Below are 15,443 nucleotides of genomic sequence, written 5' to 3' on the forward strand. Positions count from 1 at the left end.
GCTTCTTCAGCCGGGTGTTCTCCGCCTCCAGCTCCTTGAGCCGCTTGGCGTCGGGCACGCTCATGCCGCCGAACTTGCTGCGCCACAGGTAGTACGAGGCTTCGCTGAAGCCGTGCCGGCGGCACAGTTCCTTGACCGGCACGCCGGCCTCGGCCTCACGCAGGAAGCCGATGATCTGCTCTTCGGTAAAACGCTTCTTCACGTCCAATCTCCTTGTCGTTGGGGATTGGACTCCAGATCGCGGCGCTACTCAAAACCGGGGGGACGTCGCTTCAACAAGGACGGACGCGACCTGTTCGCCGGCCGTGCGGTGGAAATCCTGGAGGTCACCAAGCTGAAGGAGGAGATGGGCGAGAAGACGGTGGCGGTGGATGCCTTCGAGGGCAACAACCTTGTCCTCGTCGATGAAGGGCACCGCGGTGCTTCGGCAGGCGGCGAAGGGGCCTGGATGAAGTTCCGCAACGCGCTGTGTGAAAAGGGCTTCTCGTTCGAATATTCCGCCACCTTCGGCCAGGCCGTGGCCGGAAACCGACAGCTGACCGACCTCTACGCGCGCAGCACGCTGTTCGACTATTCGTACCGCTGGTTCTACGGCGACGGTTTCGGCAAGGACTACCACATCCTCAACCTGGAGGACGATCGCAACGAGGAATGGATGAGGACCTACCTCACCGCCTGCCTGCTGTCGTTCTTCCAGCAGCAGCGGCTGTACCGGGAACAGGAAGCGAGCCTGCGCCCGTTCAACATCGAAAAGCCGTTGTGGGTCTTCGTGGGCGGCAGCGTCAATGCCGTGCGCAAGGAGGACAAAAAGGATGTGTCCGACGTCGTGGCCATCCTGAAGTTCCTGGCCACCTACGTGGCGAATCGCAAGGACAGCACCGAGCGCATCCGGCGCGTGCTGAACGAGGGGTTGCTGACGGCCACCGGCAAGAACCTGTTCGCGGGCCGTTTCGCCTACCTGAACACCTGCGGCCTGTCGCCGGAACAGATCTTCGACGAAACACTGGCGACCCTGTTCAACGCTCCCGCAGGCGGCCTGCTGCACGTCGAGAACCTGAAGGGTGCCGCCGGCGAAATCGGCGTGCGCGTGGGCGACAACGCGTTCTTTGGCGTCATCAACGTCGGTGACGACACCAAGCTGGTGAAGCTGTGCGAAGCCAGCGGCTTGCATGTCGCCGAGCGGGAATTCTCCGGCTCGTTGTTCCACGAGCTGGACAAGCCGCACTCCGCCATCAACGTGCTCATTGGTTCGAAGAAGTTCACCGAGGGCTGGAGCAGCTGGCGCGTGAGCACCATGGGGCTGATGAACGTTGGGCGCAGCGAGGGCGCGCAGATCATCCAGCTCTTCGGCCGCGGCGTGCGGTTGAAGGGTTACGGCATGAGCCTCAAGCGCAGCGTGCGTGCAACCCTCCCCGCGGCGCTGAAACGGCCCAGATACATCGACCTGCTCGAAACGCTGCATATCTTCGGCGTCCGTGCCGACTACATGGAACAGTTCCGGAAGTTCCTGGAAGATGAAGGATTACCCGCCAACGAAGAACGCATCGAATTCATCCTGCCGGTCATCCGGAACCTGGGCACGACGCCGCTCAAGACGATCCGTCTCAAGAAAGAGATCAACGGCATCAAGACCGAATTTGGCGACGCCTTCCGCAAGCTGGGGCCGGTTCCGACCCTCCAGCCCCCGCGCCCCGACCTTGAGCCCGCCACGGCCTATCTGCAGAAGAACCAGGTGGTGCTGAACTGGTACCCGAAGATCCAGGCCATGAAGTCCGACGGGGTATCGGGCAGCGACGACGAAGGCGCTCCCAATGAGGCGCACCTGACGAAGCAGCACATCGCCTTCCTGGACCTCGATCAGCTGTACTTCGACCTCGAACGTTTCAAGGCCGAGCGTGGCTGGCACAACCTCAACCTGCCCCGTTCCGGCATCGCTGCTTTGCTGATGGACACCAGCTGGTACCGGCTGCTGATCCCCGCGTCGGAGCTGGCCTTCGACGCGTTCGAAAAGGTGCGCGTATGGCAGGAGATCGCCCAGGCCCTGCTGCGCAAGTACGTGGAGCGCTACTACACCTTCCGCAAGAAAGAGTGGGAACTGCCGCACCTGGAGTACCGTGACCTCACCGACGACGATCCCAACTTCCCATCCATCCTGAGCGAAGATGGCGCCGAATACGGTTACCGGATCCTGATCGAGGAATCGCAGCAGGAAATCGTCGCAAAACTGAAAGAGCTGAAAGAGGCCATCGAGCAAGGGAATCTGAAGGACTGGGAGTTCCGGGGCCTCAAGGCGATCTGGTTCGGGCGACACCTCTACCAGCCGTTGCTGTTCCTGGACGGCAGTGCAGTCGAGATCTCACCCGCCCCGCTCAACAAGGGCGAGCGCCGGTTCATCGAGGACCTGAAGGCGTTCCACGACGCCAACCCCGACTATTTTGCAGAACGGGAGCTCTACCTGCTGCGCAACCTGAGCAAGGGCCGTGGCGTCGGCTTCTTCGAGGCTGGCAACTTCCACCCGGACTTCATCATCTGGCAGCTCGAAGGCAAACGGCAGCGCGTGACCTTTGTCGACCCCAAAGGCATCCGCAACGTCGGCCTCCGAGATCCCAAGATCAGCTTCTACGAAACGGTCAAGGACATCGAGAAACGGCTGGGGCAGCCTGATGTTGTGCTCGAGTCCTTCATCGTCTCGAACACGCCCTCGCATGAAATGAGCAAGCTTTGGGGCATCACCAAAGGCGAAATGCAGAAAAAACACATCCTGTTTCAGGAGGAAGACGGGGAGACGTACATCCGCGCGTTGCTCGAGCCGACCCGAAGCATGGAGGTCTCCGCAAGCTCGTAACTGCATTGCCTGCACTTGGGTCCGCCAAGCCACAGATGGCCACCACCGAGTGCAGGCACGCTCGCACAACGTCGGAGACATGCGGGCCAATGTCAGCTCCACGGATTGATGACCGCCGCCCCCGCCGCCTCGAAGGGCGCGGTATCGCGTGACGCCACGATGAAGCCCCGCGATGCGGCGATGGCGGCGATGTAGCCATCCGGCGTCGGGAAGCCACGCCCCCCATTCCTGGCCGCCACGGCCAGCTCTGCGTAGCAACGTGCTGCCTCCGTGTCGAAGGACAGCACGCGATCCCTGAACAGCTCCAGCAGCGCGTTGAGCGCGCCGTCCAGCTGGTCCCTGCGCCTGCCCCGCGGCAGGGCCTGGATGCCGAACAGCAGCTCGGCCAGCGTGACTGAGGAGATGTAGAGGGTCTCCGCCGCCTGGTCGTTCAGACAGGCCAGAACGGCCGGGTTGGGTTCCGGCTTCATCGCCTCGGACACGTTGGTGTCGAGGACGATCATTCGAACCTAGGCGGCTCGGCGGGCGTCCTGTCACGGACGCTTTCCAGGATGGCGAAGTCTTCGTCCGTGAGGCCACTCTTCCGGCCGATGGCTGCCAGGGCGTCACCCACCAGCACCCGGTTTTCCGGCTTGAACGCCACCGCCAGGATCTCGCGCACCTCGGCCTCGGTGCTGCGGCCATGCTGCTCGGCCTGCGTCCGCAAGGCGCGGTGCACGTCCTCAGGCACGTTGCTGATCGTCGGGATCGCCATGACGCCCCCTCCCCCTCCATAGGGCTGTGGCTCGGGCTTACGTTGCACTCGACAGCGGGTTAAAGTGTGTTCGGCGCCTGACCGTGCCAGCGACAGCCAACTGCGGCCTCACTCCCACTCAATCGTCGCCGGCGGCTTGGAGCTGACGTCGTAGGTGACGCGGTTGATGCCGCGCACCTCGTTGATGATGCGGCTGGAGACGCGCTTGAGCAGGCTGTAGGGCAGCTCGGCCCAGTCGGCGGTCATGAAGTCGCTGGTCTGCACCGCGCGCAGCGCCACCACATAGTCGTAGGTGCGGCCGTCGCCCATCACGCCGACGCTCTTGACCGGCAGGAACACCGCAAACGCCTGGCTGACGAGGTCGTACCAGCTTTTGCCGGAGTTCGGCTCGATGGTCGAGCGCAGCTCCTCGATGAAGATGGCGTCGGCGCGGCGCAGCAGGTCGGCGTATTCCTTTTTGACCTCGCCCAAAATGCGCACACCCAGCCCTGGCCCGGGGAAGGGGTGGCGGTACACCATGTCGTGCGGCAGCCCCAACGCCACGCCCAGCTCGCGCACTTCGTCCTTGAACAGGTCGCGCAGCGGCTCCAGGAGCTTGAGGCCCAACTGCTCGGGCAGGCCACCGACGTTGTGATGGCTTTTGATCGTGACGGCTTTCTTGCTCTTGGCGCCGCCGGACTCGATCACGTCCGGGTAGATGGTGCCCTGCGCCAGCCACTGGATGCCCTTGGAGCCGGGGCGCGCGGCCTTGAGCTTTTCCGCCTCGGCCTTGAAGACATCGACGAACAGCCGCCCGATGATCTTGCGCTTGCGCTCGGGGTCGGTCACGCCAGCCAGCTCGCGCAGGAACAGGTCGCTGGCGTCCACCCGGATCACCCGGGCGTGCAGCTTGCCGGCGAACATGTCCATCACCATGTCGCCTTCGTGCAGGCGCAGCAGGCCATGATCGACGAACACGCAGGTGAGCTGGTCGCCAATCGCCCGGTGGATGAGCGCTGCGGCCACCGAGGAATCGACCCCTCCCGAGAGGCCCAGCAGCACCTCCTCGTCGCCGACCTGGGCGCGGATGGCCGCCACCGCCTCCTCGATGTGGTCGCGCATGATCCAGTCGGGCCTGGCGCCGCAGATCTCCAGCACGAAGCGCTCCAGGATCGCCCGCCCCTGCACGGTGTGCGTCACCTCCGGGTGGAACTGCACGCCGTAGAAGCGCCGCGCCTCGTCGGCCATGCCGGCGATCGGGCAGGAGTCGGTGCTGGCCATCAGCTTGAAGCCGGGCGGCAGCTCCACCACCTTGTCGCCGTGGCTCATCCACACCTTGAGCATCCCATGCCCCTCGGGGGTGTGGAAGTCGGCGATGTCCTTCAGCAGCGCGGTGTGGCCGCGCGCGCGCACCTCGGCGTAGCCGAACTCGCGCACCGGCGAGCCCTCCACGCGCCCGCCGAGCTGCTGCGCCATCGTTTGCATGCCGTAGCAGATGCCCAGCACCGGCACGCCCAGCTCGAACACCGCATCGGGCGCGCGGTCGTCCACCTCGTAGACGCTGGCGTGGCTGCCCGAAAGGATCACGCCCTTGAGCCGCCCGTCGGCGGCGTACTGCCGCACCCACTCGCTGCTGACGTCGCAGGGGTGCACCTCGCAATAGACGTGCGCCTCGCGCACGCGCCGCGCGATCAGCTGCGTGACCTGCGAGCCGAAGTCGAGGATGAGGATCTTGTCGTGGTTCATCGGGTCATATCCGCTGCGGGGCCGACAAAGCGAAGGGCCGCCTCGCTGGCGGCCCTCGGCACGGCGTGGTATCAATCCAGCCGGTAGTTGGGCGCTTCCTTGGTGATTTGCACGTCGTGCACATGGCTTTCGCGGATGCCCGCGGCGGTGATTTGCACGAACGCGGCCTTTTCGTGCAGCTCGGCGATGCTGGCGCAGCCGCAATAACCCAACGCGGCGCGCACGCCACCGGCCATTTGGAAGATGATGGCCACCACCGACCCCTTGTACGGCACGCGGCCCTCGATACCCTCGGGCACCAGCTTGTCGGCGTTGGGGTTGGCGGCCTCGTCGTTTTCCTGAAAGTAACGGTCGGCGCTGCCGGCCTTCATCGCACCGATCGAGCCCATGCCGCGGTAGCTCTTGTAGCTGCGGCCCTGGTACAGGATCACCTCGCCGGGCGCCTCCTCGGTGCCGGCGAACATGCCGCCCATCATCACGCAGTGCGCGCCGGCGGCCAGGGCCTTGGCGATGTCGCCGCTGTAGCGGATGCCGCCGTCGGCGATCAGCGGCACACCCGTCCCCTTGAGCGCCTGCGCCACGTTGTCGATGGCGGTGATCTGCGGCACGCCGACCCCGGCGACGATGCGCGTGGTGCAGATCGAGCCCGGCCCGATGCCGACCTTGACCGCGTCCGCCCCGGCGTCCACCATGGCGCGCGCGGCTTCGCCCGTGGCGATGTTGCCGCCCACCACCTGCACCTGCGGGAAGTTGTGCTTGACCCAGCGCACGCGGTCCAGCACGCCCTTGCTGTGGCCGTGCGCGGTGTCGACGACGATGACGTCCACCCCGGCCTTGACCAGCGCCTCGACGCGCTCGTCGGTGCCGGGGCCGACGCCGACCGCGGCGCCGACGCGCAGGCGGCCGTTGTCGTCGCGCGCGGCGTTGGGGAAGTTGAGCTGCTTGGTGATGTCCTTGACCGTGATGAGGCCCTTGAGCTCGAACGCGTCGTTGACCACCAGCAGCCGCTCGAGTTTGTGTTTGTTCAGCAGCGCCTTGGCGGCCTCGGGGGTGGTGCCTTCGGGCACGGTGACCAGCCGCTCACGCGGCGTCATGATCTCGCGCACCGGCGCGTCCATGCGGGTTTCGAAGCGCAGATCGCGCCCGGTGACGATGCCCACCACCTTGCCCGCTTGCACCACCGGAAAACCGGACACCCCCAGCTCGTCGGACAGCTTGACCACCTGACGCACGGTGGTGTCGGGGCTGATGACGACGGGGTCGCGCAGCACGCCCGACTCGTAGCGCTTGACCTTGGCCACCTGCGCGGCCTGCTCCTGCACCGACAGGTTTTTGTGGATGATGCCGATGCCGCCTTCCTGGGCGATGGCGATGGCCAACCGCGCTTCGGTGACCGTGTCCATCGCCGCCGACACCAGCGGCAGGTTCAGGCGGATGTCGCGGGTGAGCTGCGTGGCCAGCGACGTATCTTTGGGCAGAACTTGCGAGTAGGCGGGAACGAGCAGGACGTCGTCGAACGTCAGGGCTTTTCCGAGCAGGCGCATGGGATTGGCTCCAAAAATGCTATTGTACCGGTGCCCTTGCGCCACCCGCCACGGCCAGGCTCAGGGGCGGCGGCGCGCAAACAGGCCGGGCGCCCGCGCCCCCTGGCGGGCAAAGCGCTCGCGCCGCGCCACCTTGGGATCCACGCGCAGCGGTCGGGTCAGCTCCAGACGGTCGCCGTCGCGCAACGGGGCATCCAGCGCCACGCGGCGCCCCCAGACGCTGGCGGCCAGCCGCTGCTGCGCCAGCGCCTCGGCCACCGGCCAGCCGCTGGCCTGCACCGCCTGCTCCACGGTGGCGTCAGCGGGCAGCGTCAACGTGGCTACGCGCACACGGCGCGGCGCTTCGGCCCAGACGAGCTCCACCTGCATGCCGCCCTACCCCTGCGTGCCGTGCAATTGGTCGGCGCGCTTGACGAAAGCGTCCACCAGCGTGTTGGCGATGCGGTCGAACACCGGCCCCACCAGCGCCGCCAGCACGCTGCTGGAAAAGCCGTACGTGAGCACGAAGTCGATGCGGCACGCTGCCGGCTGGCCGCCAGCCCCGTCACCCAGGGGGGTGAAGGTCCAGTCGCCCTCCAGTTGCGAAAACGGCCCATCGACCAGCGTGAGCCGAATGCGCCGGCCAGGCTCGTGGACGTTGCGGGTGGTGAAGCTCTTGTGCACGCCGCCAAAGGCCATGCCAATCGACGCCACCATGCCCTCCGGGGTGCGCTCGAGGACGCGGCCATATTCACACCACGGCAAAAAAGCCGGGTAGTGCTCCACGTCGCTGACGAGGTCGAACATCTGTTTGGCGCTGTGCCACACCAGCACCGATTTGCGCACGGTCTTGGGTTTCATACAATCGCGAGTCTTGCCCGATTGTAGGCCCCATGAGTGCTCCGAACCGCAAACCTCAGCCCGCGCTGATCGCCGACAACAAAAAGGCCTTCTTCAACTACCACATCGAAGAGCGCTTCGAGGCCGGTGTGGTGCTGCAGGGCTGGGAGGTGAAGGCCATCCGCGAGGGCAAGGTACAGCTCACCGAGGGCTATGTGGTGGTACGCGACGGCGAGCTGTTTTTGATCGGCTGCCTGATCCACCCGCTGCGCAGCACCTCCACCCACATCCGCGCCGACAGCGCACGCACGCGCAAGCTACTGATGCACAAGGATGAAATCCGCCGCCTGATCGGCAAGGTGGAGCAAAAGGGCTACACGCTGGTGCCGCTGAACCTGCACTGGAAAAACGGTCGTGTGAAGTGCGAAATCGCCCTGGCGCGCGGCAAGGCCCAGCACGACAAACGCGACGCCATCAAGGAGCGCGAAGGCAAGCGCGAGGTGGAGCGCGCGCTCAAACAGCGCACGCGCTAAAGCCCTCCGCCCCGGCAGCGCAGGACCACCGCCGCGGCACCGCAGGCGCGGCACGCGGCGGCTTCGGGTTCAGGCCACGTCGCGCAACGGGTGCGCGTAGGCTGGCCAGGGGCTGACGAAAAACGGCTCCACCATCGCCGGCGTCACATCCTCCAGGCGTGCCGGGTTCCAGCGCGGCTGGTGGTCCTTGTCCACCGCCAGCGCCCGAATACCCTCCACCGTCTCGCTTTGCGCGGGGCTGCGGCCCAGGTGGTGCGGGTGGAAGCAGTGGCGCACCAGATCGCGCTCCATGCGCAGCTCGTCGGCCAGCGTCATGCCGCGGGCGCGCCGGATTTGCTGCAACACCACGTGCACCATCAGCGGGCAGCGCTGCCGCAACACGGTCAGCGTGTGCCGGGCGGCGTCGGTGCCAGCGGCCTCAAGCGCCGCCACGATGCCCGCCACGTCCGGCGCCGCGAAGGCCGCCTGCACCTCCGACGCAAGCGGTACAGCGCCGGCGACCGGGGCGGACCGCCAGCCCGCAGCGTCCATCCACGCCACCCACGCGGCGTCGAACGCCGCCGGGCTGTCGGCGTCAAGCTGGGCCAACGCATCCCACGCGCGCGGCAGGTCGGCCGCCGGCGCGGCGCGGTCGGCCAACCCCCACGCCAGCGCGGCGTCCGCGCCAATGACCGCACCCGTCAAGCCCAGGTATTCGCCCACGTGCCCGGGGCAGCGGCTCAGGAAGTAGCCGCCCGCCACGTCGGGAAACAGGCCGATGTTGGTCTCGGGCATGGCCATCTTGGTGCGCTCGGTGACGATGCGCCAGCGCCCGCCCTGGCTGATGCCCATGCCGCCGCCCATCACCACCCCGTCCATGAAGGCGATGTAGGGCTTGGGGTAGGTGTGGATCAGGTGGTTGAGGGCGTACTCCTCGGTGAAAAAATCCTCCAGCCGCGCGTCGCCCGCCAGCGCCGCTTGGTGGAAAAAGCGGATATCGCCCCCGGCGCAGAAAGCGCCAAACGGCCCATCCTTGCCGATACCACGGATGGCCACCGCCACCACGGTCGGATCGTCGCGCCACGCCCGCAGCGCCTGCGTCAGTGCACGCACCATGCCCAGATCCAGCGCGTTGAGCGCCTTGGGGCGGGTGAGCGTGATGCGCCCCACACCGTTGGGCGTGCGCTCGAGATGGACCAATTCGCTCATACGCCCTCCCGGCTGGCGCGCTTGCGCTCGTGTTCTTTGAGCAGCCGCTTGCGCAGACGGATGCTCTTGGGGGTGATTTCGGCCAGTTCGTCGTCGGCGATGAACTCCACCGCGTACTCCAGCGTCAGCTCGATCGGCGGAGTGAGCTTGATCGCCTCGTCCTTGCCGCTGGCGCGAAAGTTGGTCAGTTGCTTGGTGCGCACCGGGTTGACGACGAGATCGTTGTCGCGGCTGTGGATGCCGATGATCATGCCTTCGTACACCGGGTCACCGGGCTTGACGAACATGCGCCCACGGTCGTCCAGCTTGCCCAGCGCATAGGTGACGATCTCGCCGTCGTCCTGGCTGATAAGCACGCCGTTTTTACGCCCGGCGATCTCGCCCTTGTAAGGCTCGTAGCCATCGAAGATGTTGGACATCAGGCCCGTGCCGCGCGTCAGGTTCAAAAACTCCGTCTGGAAGCCGATTAGCCCGCGCGCCGGGATGCGGTACTCCAACCGCACGCGCCCGCGCCCGTCGGGCTCCATGTTGACCAGCTCGCCCTTGCGCTCGCCCAGCGCCTGCATCACGGCGCCTTGGTGCTGCTCCTCCACGTCCACGGTCAGCAGCTCGATGGGCTCGTGGCGCACGCCGTCGATGTCCCGCAACACCACGCGCGGCCGCGACACCGCCAGCTCGTAGCCCTCGCGGCGCATATTTTCCAGCAGGATCGTCAGGTGCAGCTCGCCGCGGCCACTCACCTCGAACACGCCGTCTTCGCTGGTTTCGCGCACACGCAGCGCCACGTTGCTTTGCAGCTCGCGCTGCAGCCGGTCCCAAATCTGCCGGCTGGTGACGAACTTGCCCTCGCGCCCCGCCAGCGGGCTGGTATTGACGCAAAAGTTCATCGTCAAGGTGGGTTCGTCCACCTTGAGCATCGGCAGCGGTCGCGGATCGAGCGGATCGGTGACGGTCACGCCAATGCCGATATCCTCGATGCCGCTGATGAGTACGATGTCGCCCGGCCCGGCGCTGTCGGCCTGCACCCGCTCCAGCCCTTGGAACTTAAGCACCTGGTTGATGCGGCCTTTGCGGCGCGGGCCGTCGGGCCCCTCGCACACCAGCACCTCCATGCCGGGGCGCAGCGTGCCGGCGTTGATGCGGCCCACACCGATGCGCCCCACGTAGCTGGAGTAGTCCAGCGACGATATTTGCAGCTGCAGCGCAGCGTCGGCGTCCCCTTGGTGCACCGGAACGTGCTGCAGAATCGTCTCAAACAGCGGCCCCATGTCGGTGCCCCAGGCTTGGCCGGGCTCGCCTTCGGTCAGCGACGCCCAGCCGTTGAGGCCCGAGGCGTACACCACGGGAAAGTCCAACTGCTCATCGGTGGCCCCGAGCTTGTCGAACAGGTCGAAGGCCGCGTTGATGACATGGTCGGGCCGCGCGCCGGGCTTGTCCACCTTGTTGACGACGACGATGGGCTTCAAGCCCAACGCCAACGCCTTCTTGGTCACGAAGCGCGTCTGCGGCATCGGCCCTTCCTGCGCGTCGATGAGCAGCAGCACGCCGTCCACCATCGACAGCGCCCGCTCGACCTCGCCACCGAAGTCGGCGTGGCCGGGCGTGTCCACGATGTTGATGTGCGTGCCCTTCCAACGGACGGCGCAGTTTTTGGCCAGGATGGTGATGCCGCGCTCGCGCTCCAGGTCGTTGCTGTCCATCACGCGCTCGCCGACCTGCTGGTTGTCGCGGAAGGTGCCGCTTTGGCGCAGCAGTTGGTCCACCAGCGTGGTCTTGCCGTGGTCCACGTGGGCGATGATGGCGATGTTGCGTATCGGTCGTGTCATGATGCGGTCGATTGGGTCAGCCACTGGGCGATCTCGGTGGGCGCCAGCAGCCGGATGGGAATCAGTTCGCCGCCCACGCAGCGCGCAGTGCCCAGCAGCGCGCGCGGGCGCGCACCGAACACGGCCACGTGCGCGGCGTCGGGCCAGCGGCCACGGCGGCGCAACCCGGTAAGGAAGCGGCCCGCTTCGGCCTCGTCCAGCACCACTTCGGGCCAGCCGTGCAGCAACACTTCGGGCGGACGCAACAGCCGCAGCCGCTCGGGCGGCGGCAGCGCTTCGAGCGCTTCGATGGCCACGGCCTGCGCCAACTGCAAAGGCCCCGTGGCCAGGCGTCGCAGCGCCGCCAGGTGCGCGCCACAGCCCAGCGCCTGGCCAATGTCTTCGGCCAGCGTGCGCACGTAGGTGCCTTTGCTGCAACGCACGTGCAGGTGCAGCGCCGTGGGGTCGTCCGGCACCGCCGTGAGCGTCAGCGCGTGGATGGTCACCGCCCGCGGCGCGCGCTCGACCTCCAGGCCCGCGCGCGCGTAGGCGTACAGGGGCTTGCCGTCTTTTTTGAGCGCGCTGTGCAGCGGCGGCACCTGTTCGATCGTGCCTGTGAAGCGCTGCGCGACGACGTGCAGCTGCGCAGGGGTCAGCAGGGCGGGATCGACGGCGGCGGTGGCCACCACCTCCCCTTCGGCGTCGCCGGTGCGGGTGCGCACGCCCAGCCGCAACGTGGCTTCATAGACCTTGTCGGCATCGAGCTGGACTTGCGCGAACTTGGTGGCGGCGCCCAGACACACCGGCAGCAGCCCGCTGGCCAGCGGATCCAACGTGCCGGTGTGGCCGGCTTTTTCGGCCCCCAGCAGCCATTTGACTTTGGACACGGCCGCCTGCGCGGACATGCCCGCGGGCTTGTCCAGCAACAGCACCCCATGCACGGGGCGCCGCGGCACCCGTGCACGGGGCTCGGCGGTCATGCGCCCTCCTCGTCCTTGCCGCGCGAGGCCACGGCCTTGGCGATGAGCGCGTTGAGGTCGGCGGCGCGCTCGATCGAGCGGTCGTAGATGAAGTGCAGCGTGGGCACGGTGTGGATGTGCAAGCGCTTGAGCAGCGCGCTGCGCAAAAAGCCCGCGCCCTGGTTGAGCGCTTCTTCGGTGGCCTGCGGGTCGCCCACCAGCACGCTGAAGTACACCTTGGCGTGCGCGTAGTCGGGCGTGACCTCGACGGCCTGGATGGTGACCATGCCCACGCGCGGGTCCTTGAGTTCGCGCGCGATCAGCTCGCTCAAGTCGCGCTGGATTTGGTCGGCCACCTTGTGGCCGCGGTGCGGTCCCTTGCGGTTGGGCATGGCGACTCCTTACAGCGTGCGCGCCACTTCCTTGATCTCGAAGAACTCCAGCACGTCACCTTCCTTGATGTCGTTGTAGTTCTTGAGCTTGATGCCACACTCGAAGCCCTCTTTGACCTCGCGCACATCGTCCTTGAAGCGCTTGAGCGATTCGAGTTCACCGGTGTAGACGACGACGTTGTCGCGGATGAGGCGGAAGTGCGCGTTGCGCGTGACGTAGCCCTGCGTGACCATGCAGCCCGCCACGGTGCCGATCTTGGACGCCACGAACACCGTGCGCACCTCGGCCATGCCGATGACCTCCTCGCGCTTTTCCGGCGACAGCAGCCCGGCCATGGCGGCCTTGAGGTCGTCCACCGCGTCGTAAATGATGTTGTAGTAGCGGATCTCGACGTCGGCCGACTCCGCGGCCTTGCGCGCGTTGGCGTCGGCGCGCACGTTGAAGCCGATGATGATGGCCTTGGATGCGATGGCCAGGTTGACGTCCGATTCGCTGATGCCACCCACGCCCGCGTAGACGAGCTGCACGCGCACCTCGTCGGTCGAAAGCTTGAGCAGTGCAGCCGACAGCGCTTCTTGCGAGCCTTGCACGTCCGCCTTGATGATGATGGGCAGGGTCTTGACCTCGCCCGCGGTCATCTCGGCAAACATGTTCTCCAGCTTGGCCGCTTGCTGCTTGGCCAGCTTGGTGCTGCGGTACTTGCCGGCGCGGTAGGTGGCGATTTCGCGCGCACGGCGCTCGTCGGCCATCACCATGAACTCGTCGCCGGCCTGTGGCACCTCGGCCAGGCCCTGGATTTCGACCGGAATCGAGGGGCCGGCCTCTTTGACCTGACGGCCGTTTTCGTCCAGCATGGCGCGCACACGGCCGTAGGTCTGTCCGGCCAGCACCACATCGCCCACGCGCAGCGTGCCCGACTGCACCAGCGCCGTGGCCACCGGCCCGCGCCCTTTGTCCAGACGCGCTTCGATCACCAAGCCCTTGGCCTTGGCGTCCACCGGGGCCTTGAGCTCCAGCACCTCAGCCTGCAGCAGCACGTTTTCCAGCAGCTCGTCGATGCCCTGGCCGGTCTTGGACGACACCCCGATGAAGGGCGAGTCGCCGCCGTATTCCTCGGGCACCACCTCCTCGGCCACGAGCTCTTGTTTAACCTTGTCCGGGTTGGCGTCGGGCTTGTCGATCTTGGTCAGCGCCACCACGATGGGCACCCCGGCCGCCTTGGCGTGTTTGATCGCTTCGCGCGTTTGCGGCATTACGCCGTCGTCGGCCGCCACCACCAGGATGACGATGTCGGTGGCCTGCGCCCCGCGCGCCCGCATCGCCGTGAAGGCCTCGTGGCCCGGGGTGTCGAGGAACGTGATGACACCGCGCGGCGTTTCCACGTGGTACGCCCCGATGTGCTGGGTGATACCGCCGGCTTCGCCTGCGGCCACCTTGGAGCGGCGGATGTAGTCCAGCAGCGACGTCTTGCCGTGGTCCACGTGGCCCATGACGGTGACCACCGGCGGACGCGGCTTGGGCTCGCCTTGGTACAGCACCGCCTCTTCTTCGGAAAACGCCTCCGGATCGTCCAGCGTGGCGGCAACCGCCCTGTGGCCCAGTTCTTCCACCACGATCATCGCGGTGTCCTGGTCCAGCGACTGGTTGATGGTGACCATCTGGCCCAACTTCATCAACACCTTGATGACCTCGGAGGCCTTGACCGCCATCTTGTGCGCCAGCTCCGCCACCGTGATGGTCTCGGGCACGTGCACCTCCAGCACGCGCTGCTCGGCACCCGACATCCCAGGCTGGCTGCCGCGGTCGTCGCGGCCGCCCTTGCCAGGCTTGCCTTTGGGGCCGGCGCGCCACGAGCTGCCGCTGCTGCGCGCCGCCACCGCGTCGGCACGGGCCTTGGCGGCGTCTTTCTTTTTGCCGGCCTCGTCCTTCCACGACGACGACAGCGCCTCGGACTTGACTTCTTTTTTGGCCGGCGCCGACGCCGGCGTTGCACCCCGCGCGGGCGTGGAGGCGGGCTTGTGCAGCGTCCCCTTGAGCCCGGCCTTGGCGGCGTCGGCCGCAGGCTTGGGCTCTTCGGGCTTTTTGGCCACCAGCACCTTGCGCGGCTGCGCCAGCATCGCGCGAATCGCCTCGGCTTCGGCCAAGGCTTTGCGGCGGCGCTCCTCCAGCTCGCGGGCGCGCGCTTCTTCGGCTTCGCGCTCGGCCTGCTGACGGCGCTGCTGTTCGGCAGCCGCCTGCTGCGCGGCAGGCGTTGGCGCAGGCTCGGTCGGCGGCTCGGGGTTCGCCGGCTCGCCGCCGGAGGCGGTTGCCGCCGCGGCGGCGCGCGCTGCCGCCGCTTCGCGCTCGGCGCGCGCCCGCGCTTCGGCCTCTCGCGCCAGCCGCGCTTCCTCGGCCGCGCGGGCCTCAGCTTCTTCGCGCTCGCGGCGGCGGCGTGCCAGCTCTTCTTCTTCCTGCCGCAGACGCTCGGCTTGCAGGCGGGCTTCCTCCTCGCGCCGGGCCAACTCGGCGGCGCGCGCGGCCTCTTCGGCCTCGACCGCTTGTTGCGCCGCGGCGTCAGGGGTCGGGCTGGGCTCGTCGTCGCGCTTGATGAAGGTGCGCTTTTTGCGCACCTCCACCTGGATCGTGCGTGCACGCCCCGTGGCGTCGGCTTGTTTGATTTCGGTGGTGGACTTTTTGGTCAGCGTGATCTTGCGTCGTTCCTGGCCGAGCGTGCCGTGCGCCGCTTTCAGGTACGCCAGCAGGCGCAGCTTGTCCACCTCGGTGACGGGGTCGCTACCCGCCTGCTTGTGCACGCCAGCGGCGGCAAACTGCTCCAACAGCAGCGAGACGGGCTTGTTCAGTTCGGCGGCGAATTCGGCGACGGTGTTGCTCGACATAG

General features: G+C 67.0%; 14 protein-coding genes. 2 read left to right on the forward strand and 12 right to left on the reverse strand.

The window, feature by feature from the left end; all coding sequences use genetic code 11:
- On the reverse strand, positions 1–202 hold a 202-nt coding region (locus Taqua_RS06965), incomplete at its 3' end, for a transposase (protein WP_144325965.1).
- A gap of 108 nt (positions 203–310) precedes the next feature.
- Between Taqua_RS06965 and Taqua_RS06975 the strand changes: the two genes are divergently transcribed.
- Positions 311–2,845, forward strand: a complete 2,535-nt coding sequence (locus Taqua_RS06975; protein ID WP_221933924.1) for a hypothetical protein — start codon at positions 311–313, stop codon at positions 2,843–2,845.
- A gap of 92 nt (positions 2,846–2,937) precedes the next feature.
- On the opposite strand, the gene Taqua_RS06980 is transcribed toward Taqua_RS06975, so the two are convergent.
- From Taqua_RS06980 to Taqua_RS07005, 6 genes are all read right to left on the reverse strand, one after another.
- The gene (locus Taqua_RS06980) at positions 2,938–3,348 is read right to left on the reverse strand and encodes a type II toxin-antitoxin system VapC family toxin (protein ID WP_144325967.1); all 411 of its coding nucleotides are present in this window, start codon (positions 3,346–3,348) and stop codon (positions 2,938–2,940) included.
- Positions 3,345–3,599, reverse strand: coding sequence for a FitA-like ribbon-helix-helix domain-containing protein (locus Taqua_RS06985; RefSeq protein WP_144325968.1), 255 nt, complete (start codon positions 3,597–3,599; stop codon positions 3,345–3,347). Before Taqua_RS06985 ends, Taqua_RS06980 begins: the two co-directional genes overlap by 4 nt.
- A 108-nt stretch (positions 3,600–3,707) precedes the next feature.
- Positions 3,708–5,324, reverse strand: a complete 1,617-nt coding sequence (gene guaA / locus Taqua_RS06990) for a glutamine-hydrolyzing GMP synthase (RefSeq protein ID WP_068609583.1) — start codon at positions 5,322–5,324, stop codon at positions 3,708–3,710.
- 71 nt (positions 5,325–5,395) lie between these two features.
- The gene (gene guaB, locus Taqua_RS06995) at positions 5,396–6,868 is read right to left on the reverse strand and encodes an IMP dehydrogenase (RefSeq protein ID WP_144325970.1); all 1,473 of its coding nucleotides are present in this window, start codon (positions 6,866–6,868) and stop codon (positions 5,396–5,398) included.
- Positions 6,869–6,928: 60 nt separating this feature from the next.
- Positions 6,929–7,237: an RnfH family protein gene (locus tag Taqua_RS07000; protein ID WP_144325972.1), complete on the reverse strand. Its 309-nt coding sequence runs from the start codon at positions 7,235–7,237 to the stop codon at positions 6,929–6,931.
- A 6-nt stretch (positions 7,238–7,243) separates the two neighbouring features.
- Positions 7,244–7,708 (reverse strand): type II toxin-antitoxin system RatA family toxin, encoded by a 465-nt coding sequence (locus Taqua_RS07005; protein ID WP_144325974.1) that lies wholly within the window; start codon positions 7,706–7,708, stop codon positions 7,244–7,246.
- A gap of 32 nt (positions 7,709–7,740) precedes the next feature.
- Between Taqua_RS07005 and smpB the strand changes: the two genes are divergently transcribed.
- Positions 7,741–8,220 (forward strand): SsrA-binding protein SmpB, encoded by a 480-nt coding sequence (gene smpB, locus Taqua_RS07010; RefSeq protein ID WP_132962614.1) that lies wholly within the window; start codon positions 7,741–7,743, stop codon positions 8,218–8,220.
- Between the two features lie 69 nt (positions 8,221–8,289).
- On the opposite strand, the gene Taqua_RS07015 is transcribed toward smpB, so the two are convergent.
- Genes Taqua_RS07015 through infB form a run of 5 tightly spaced genes read right to left on the reverse strand, consistent with a single transcriptional unit; the run spans position 8,290 to position 15,441 of the window.
- The gene (locus tag Taqua_RS07015) at positions 8,290–9,408 is read right to left on the reverse strand and encodes an enoyl-CoA hydratase/isomerase family protein (RefSeq protein WP_144325976.1); all 1,119 of its coding nucleotides are present in this window, start codon (positions 9,406–9,408) and stop codon (positions 8,290–8,292) included.
- Positions 9,405–11,234 (reverse strand): translational GTPase TypA, encoded by a 1,830-nt coding sequence (typA, locus tag Taqua_RS07020; protein ID WP_144325978.1) that lies wholly within the window; start codon positions 11,232–11,234, stop codon positions 9,405–9,407. Before typA ends, Taqua_RS07015 begins: the two co-directional genes overlap by 4 nt.
- Positions 11,231–12,193, reverse strand: a complete 963-nt coding sequence (truB, locus tag Taqua_RS07025; protein WP_144325980.1) for a tRNA pseudouridine(55) synthase TruB — start codon at positions 12,191–12,193, stop codon at positions 11,231–11,233. Before truB ends, typA begins: the two co-directional genes overlap by 4 nt.
- Positions 12,190–12,564 carry a 30S ribosome-binding factor RbfA gene (rbfA, locus tag Taqua_RS07030; RefSeq protein ID WP_144325982.1) on the reverse strand — a complete coding sequence of 125 codons (375 nt, stop codon included), beginning with the start codon at positions 12,562–12,564 and terminating at the stop codon, positions 12,190–12,192. Before rbfA ends, truB begins: the two co-directional genes overlap by 4 nt.
- A gap of 9 nt (positions 12,565–12,573) precedes the next feature.
- A complete protein-coding gene (infB, locus tag Taqua_RS07035) occupies positions 12,574–15,441 on the reverse strand; it encodes a translation initiation factor IF-2 (RefSeq protein ID WP_144325984.1) in 2,868 nt (955 codons plus the stop codon).
- Positions 15,442–15,443: the final 2 nt, after the last annotated feature.

Source organism: Tepidimonas aquatica, from assembly GCF_007556585.1.
Taxonomy (GTDB): Bacteria; Pseudomonadota; Gammaproteobacteria; order Burkholderiales; family Burkholderiaceae_C; genus Tepidimonas; species Tepidimonas aquatica.

Bases quoted from the DNA above. Each gene is read 5' to 3' on its own strand.
- Taqua_RS06980 (WP_144325967.1), bottom strand. From the start codon at position 3,348: ATGATCGTCCTCGACACCAACGTGTCCGAGGCGATGAAGCCGGAACCC.
- Taqua_RS06985 (WP_144325968.1), bottom strand. From the start codon at position 3,599: ATGGCGATCCCGACGATCAGCAACGTGCCTGAGGACGTGCACCGCGCC.
- guaA (WP_068609583.1), bottom strand. From the start codon at position 5,324: ATGAACCACGACAAGATCCTCATCCTCGACTTCGGCTCGCAGGTCACG.
- guaB (WP_144325970.1), bottom strand. From the start codon at position 6,868: ATGCGCCTGCTCGGAAAAGCCCTGACGTTCGACGACGTCCTGCTCGTT.
- Taqua_RS07000 (WP_144325972.1), bottom strand. From the start codon at position 7,237: ATGCAGGTGGAGCTCGTCTGGGCCGAAGCGCCGCGCCGTGTGCGCGTA.
- Taqua_RS07005 (WP_144325974.1), bottom strand. From the start codon at position 7,708: ATGAAACCCAAGACCGTGCGCAAATCGGTGCTGGTGTGGCACAGCGCC.
- smpB (WP_132962614.1), top strand. From the start codon at position 7,741: ATGAGTGCTCCGAACCGCAAACCTCAGCCCGCGCTGATCGCCGACAAC.
- Taqua_RS07015 (WP_144325976.1), bottom strand. From the start codon at position 9,408: ATGAGCGAATTGGTCCATCTCGAGCGCACGCCCAACGGTGTGGGGCGC.
- typA (WP_144325978.1), bottom strand. From the start codon at position 11,234: ATGACACGACCGATACGCAACATCGCCATCATCGCCCACGTGGACCAC.
- truB (WP_144325980.1), bottom strand. From the start codon at position 12,193: ATGACCGCCGAGCCCCGTGCACGGGTGCCGCGGCGCCCCGTGCATGGG.
- rbfA (WP_144325982.1), bottom strand. From the start codon at position 12,564: ATGCCCAACCGCAAGGGACCGCACCGCGGCCACAAGGTGGCCGACCAA.
- infB (WP_144325984.1), bottom strand. From the start codon at position 15,441: ATGTCGAGCAACACCGTCGCCGAATTCGCCGCCGAACTGAACAAGCCC.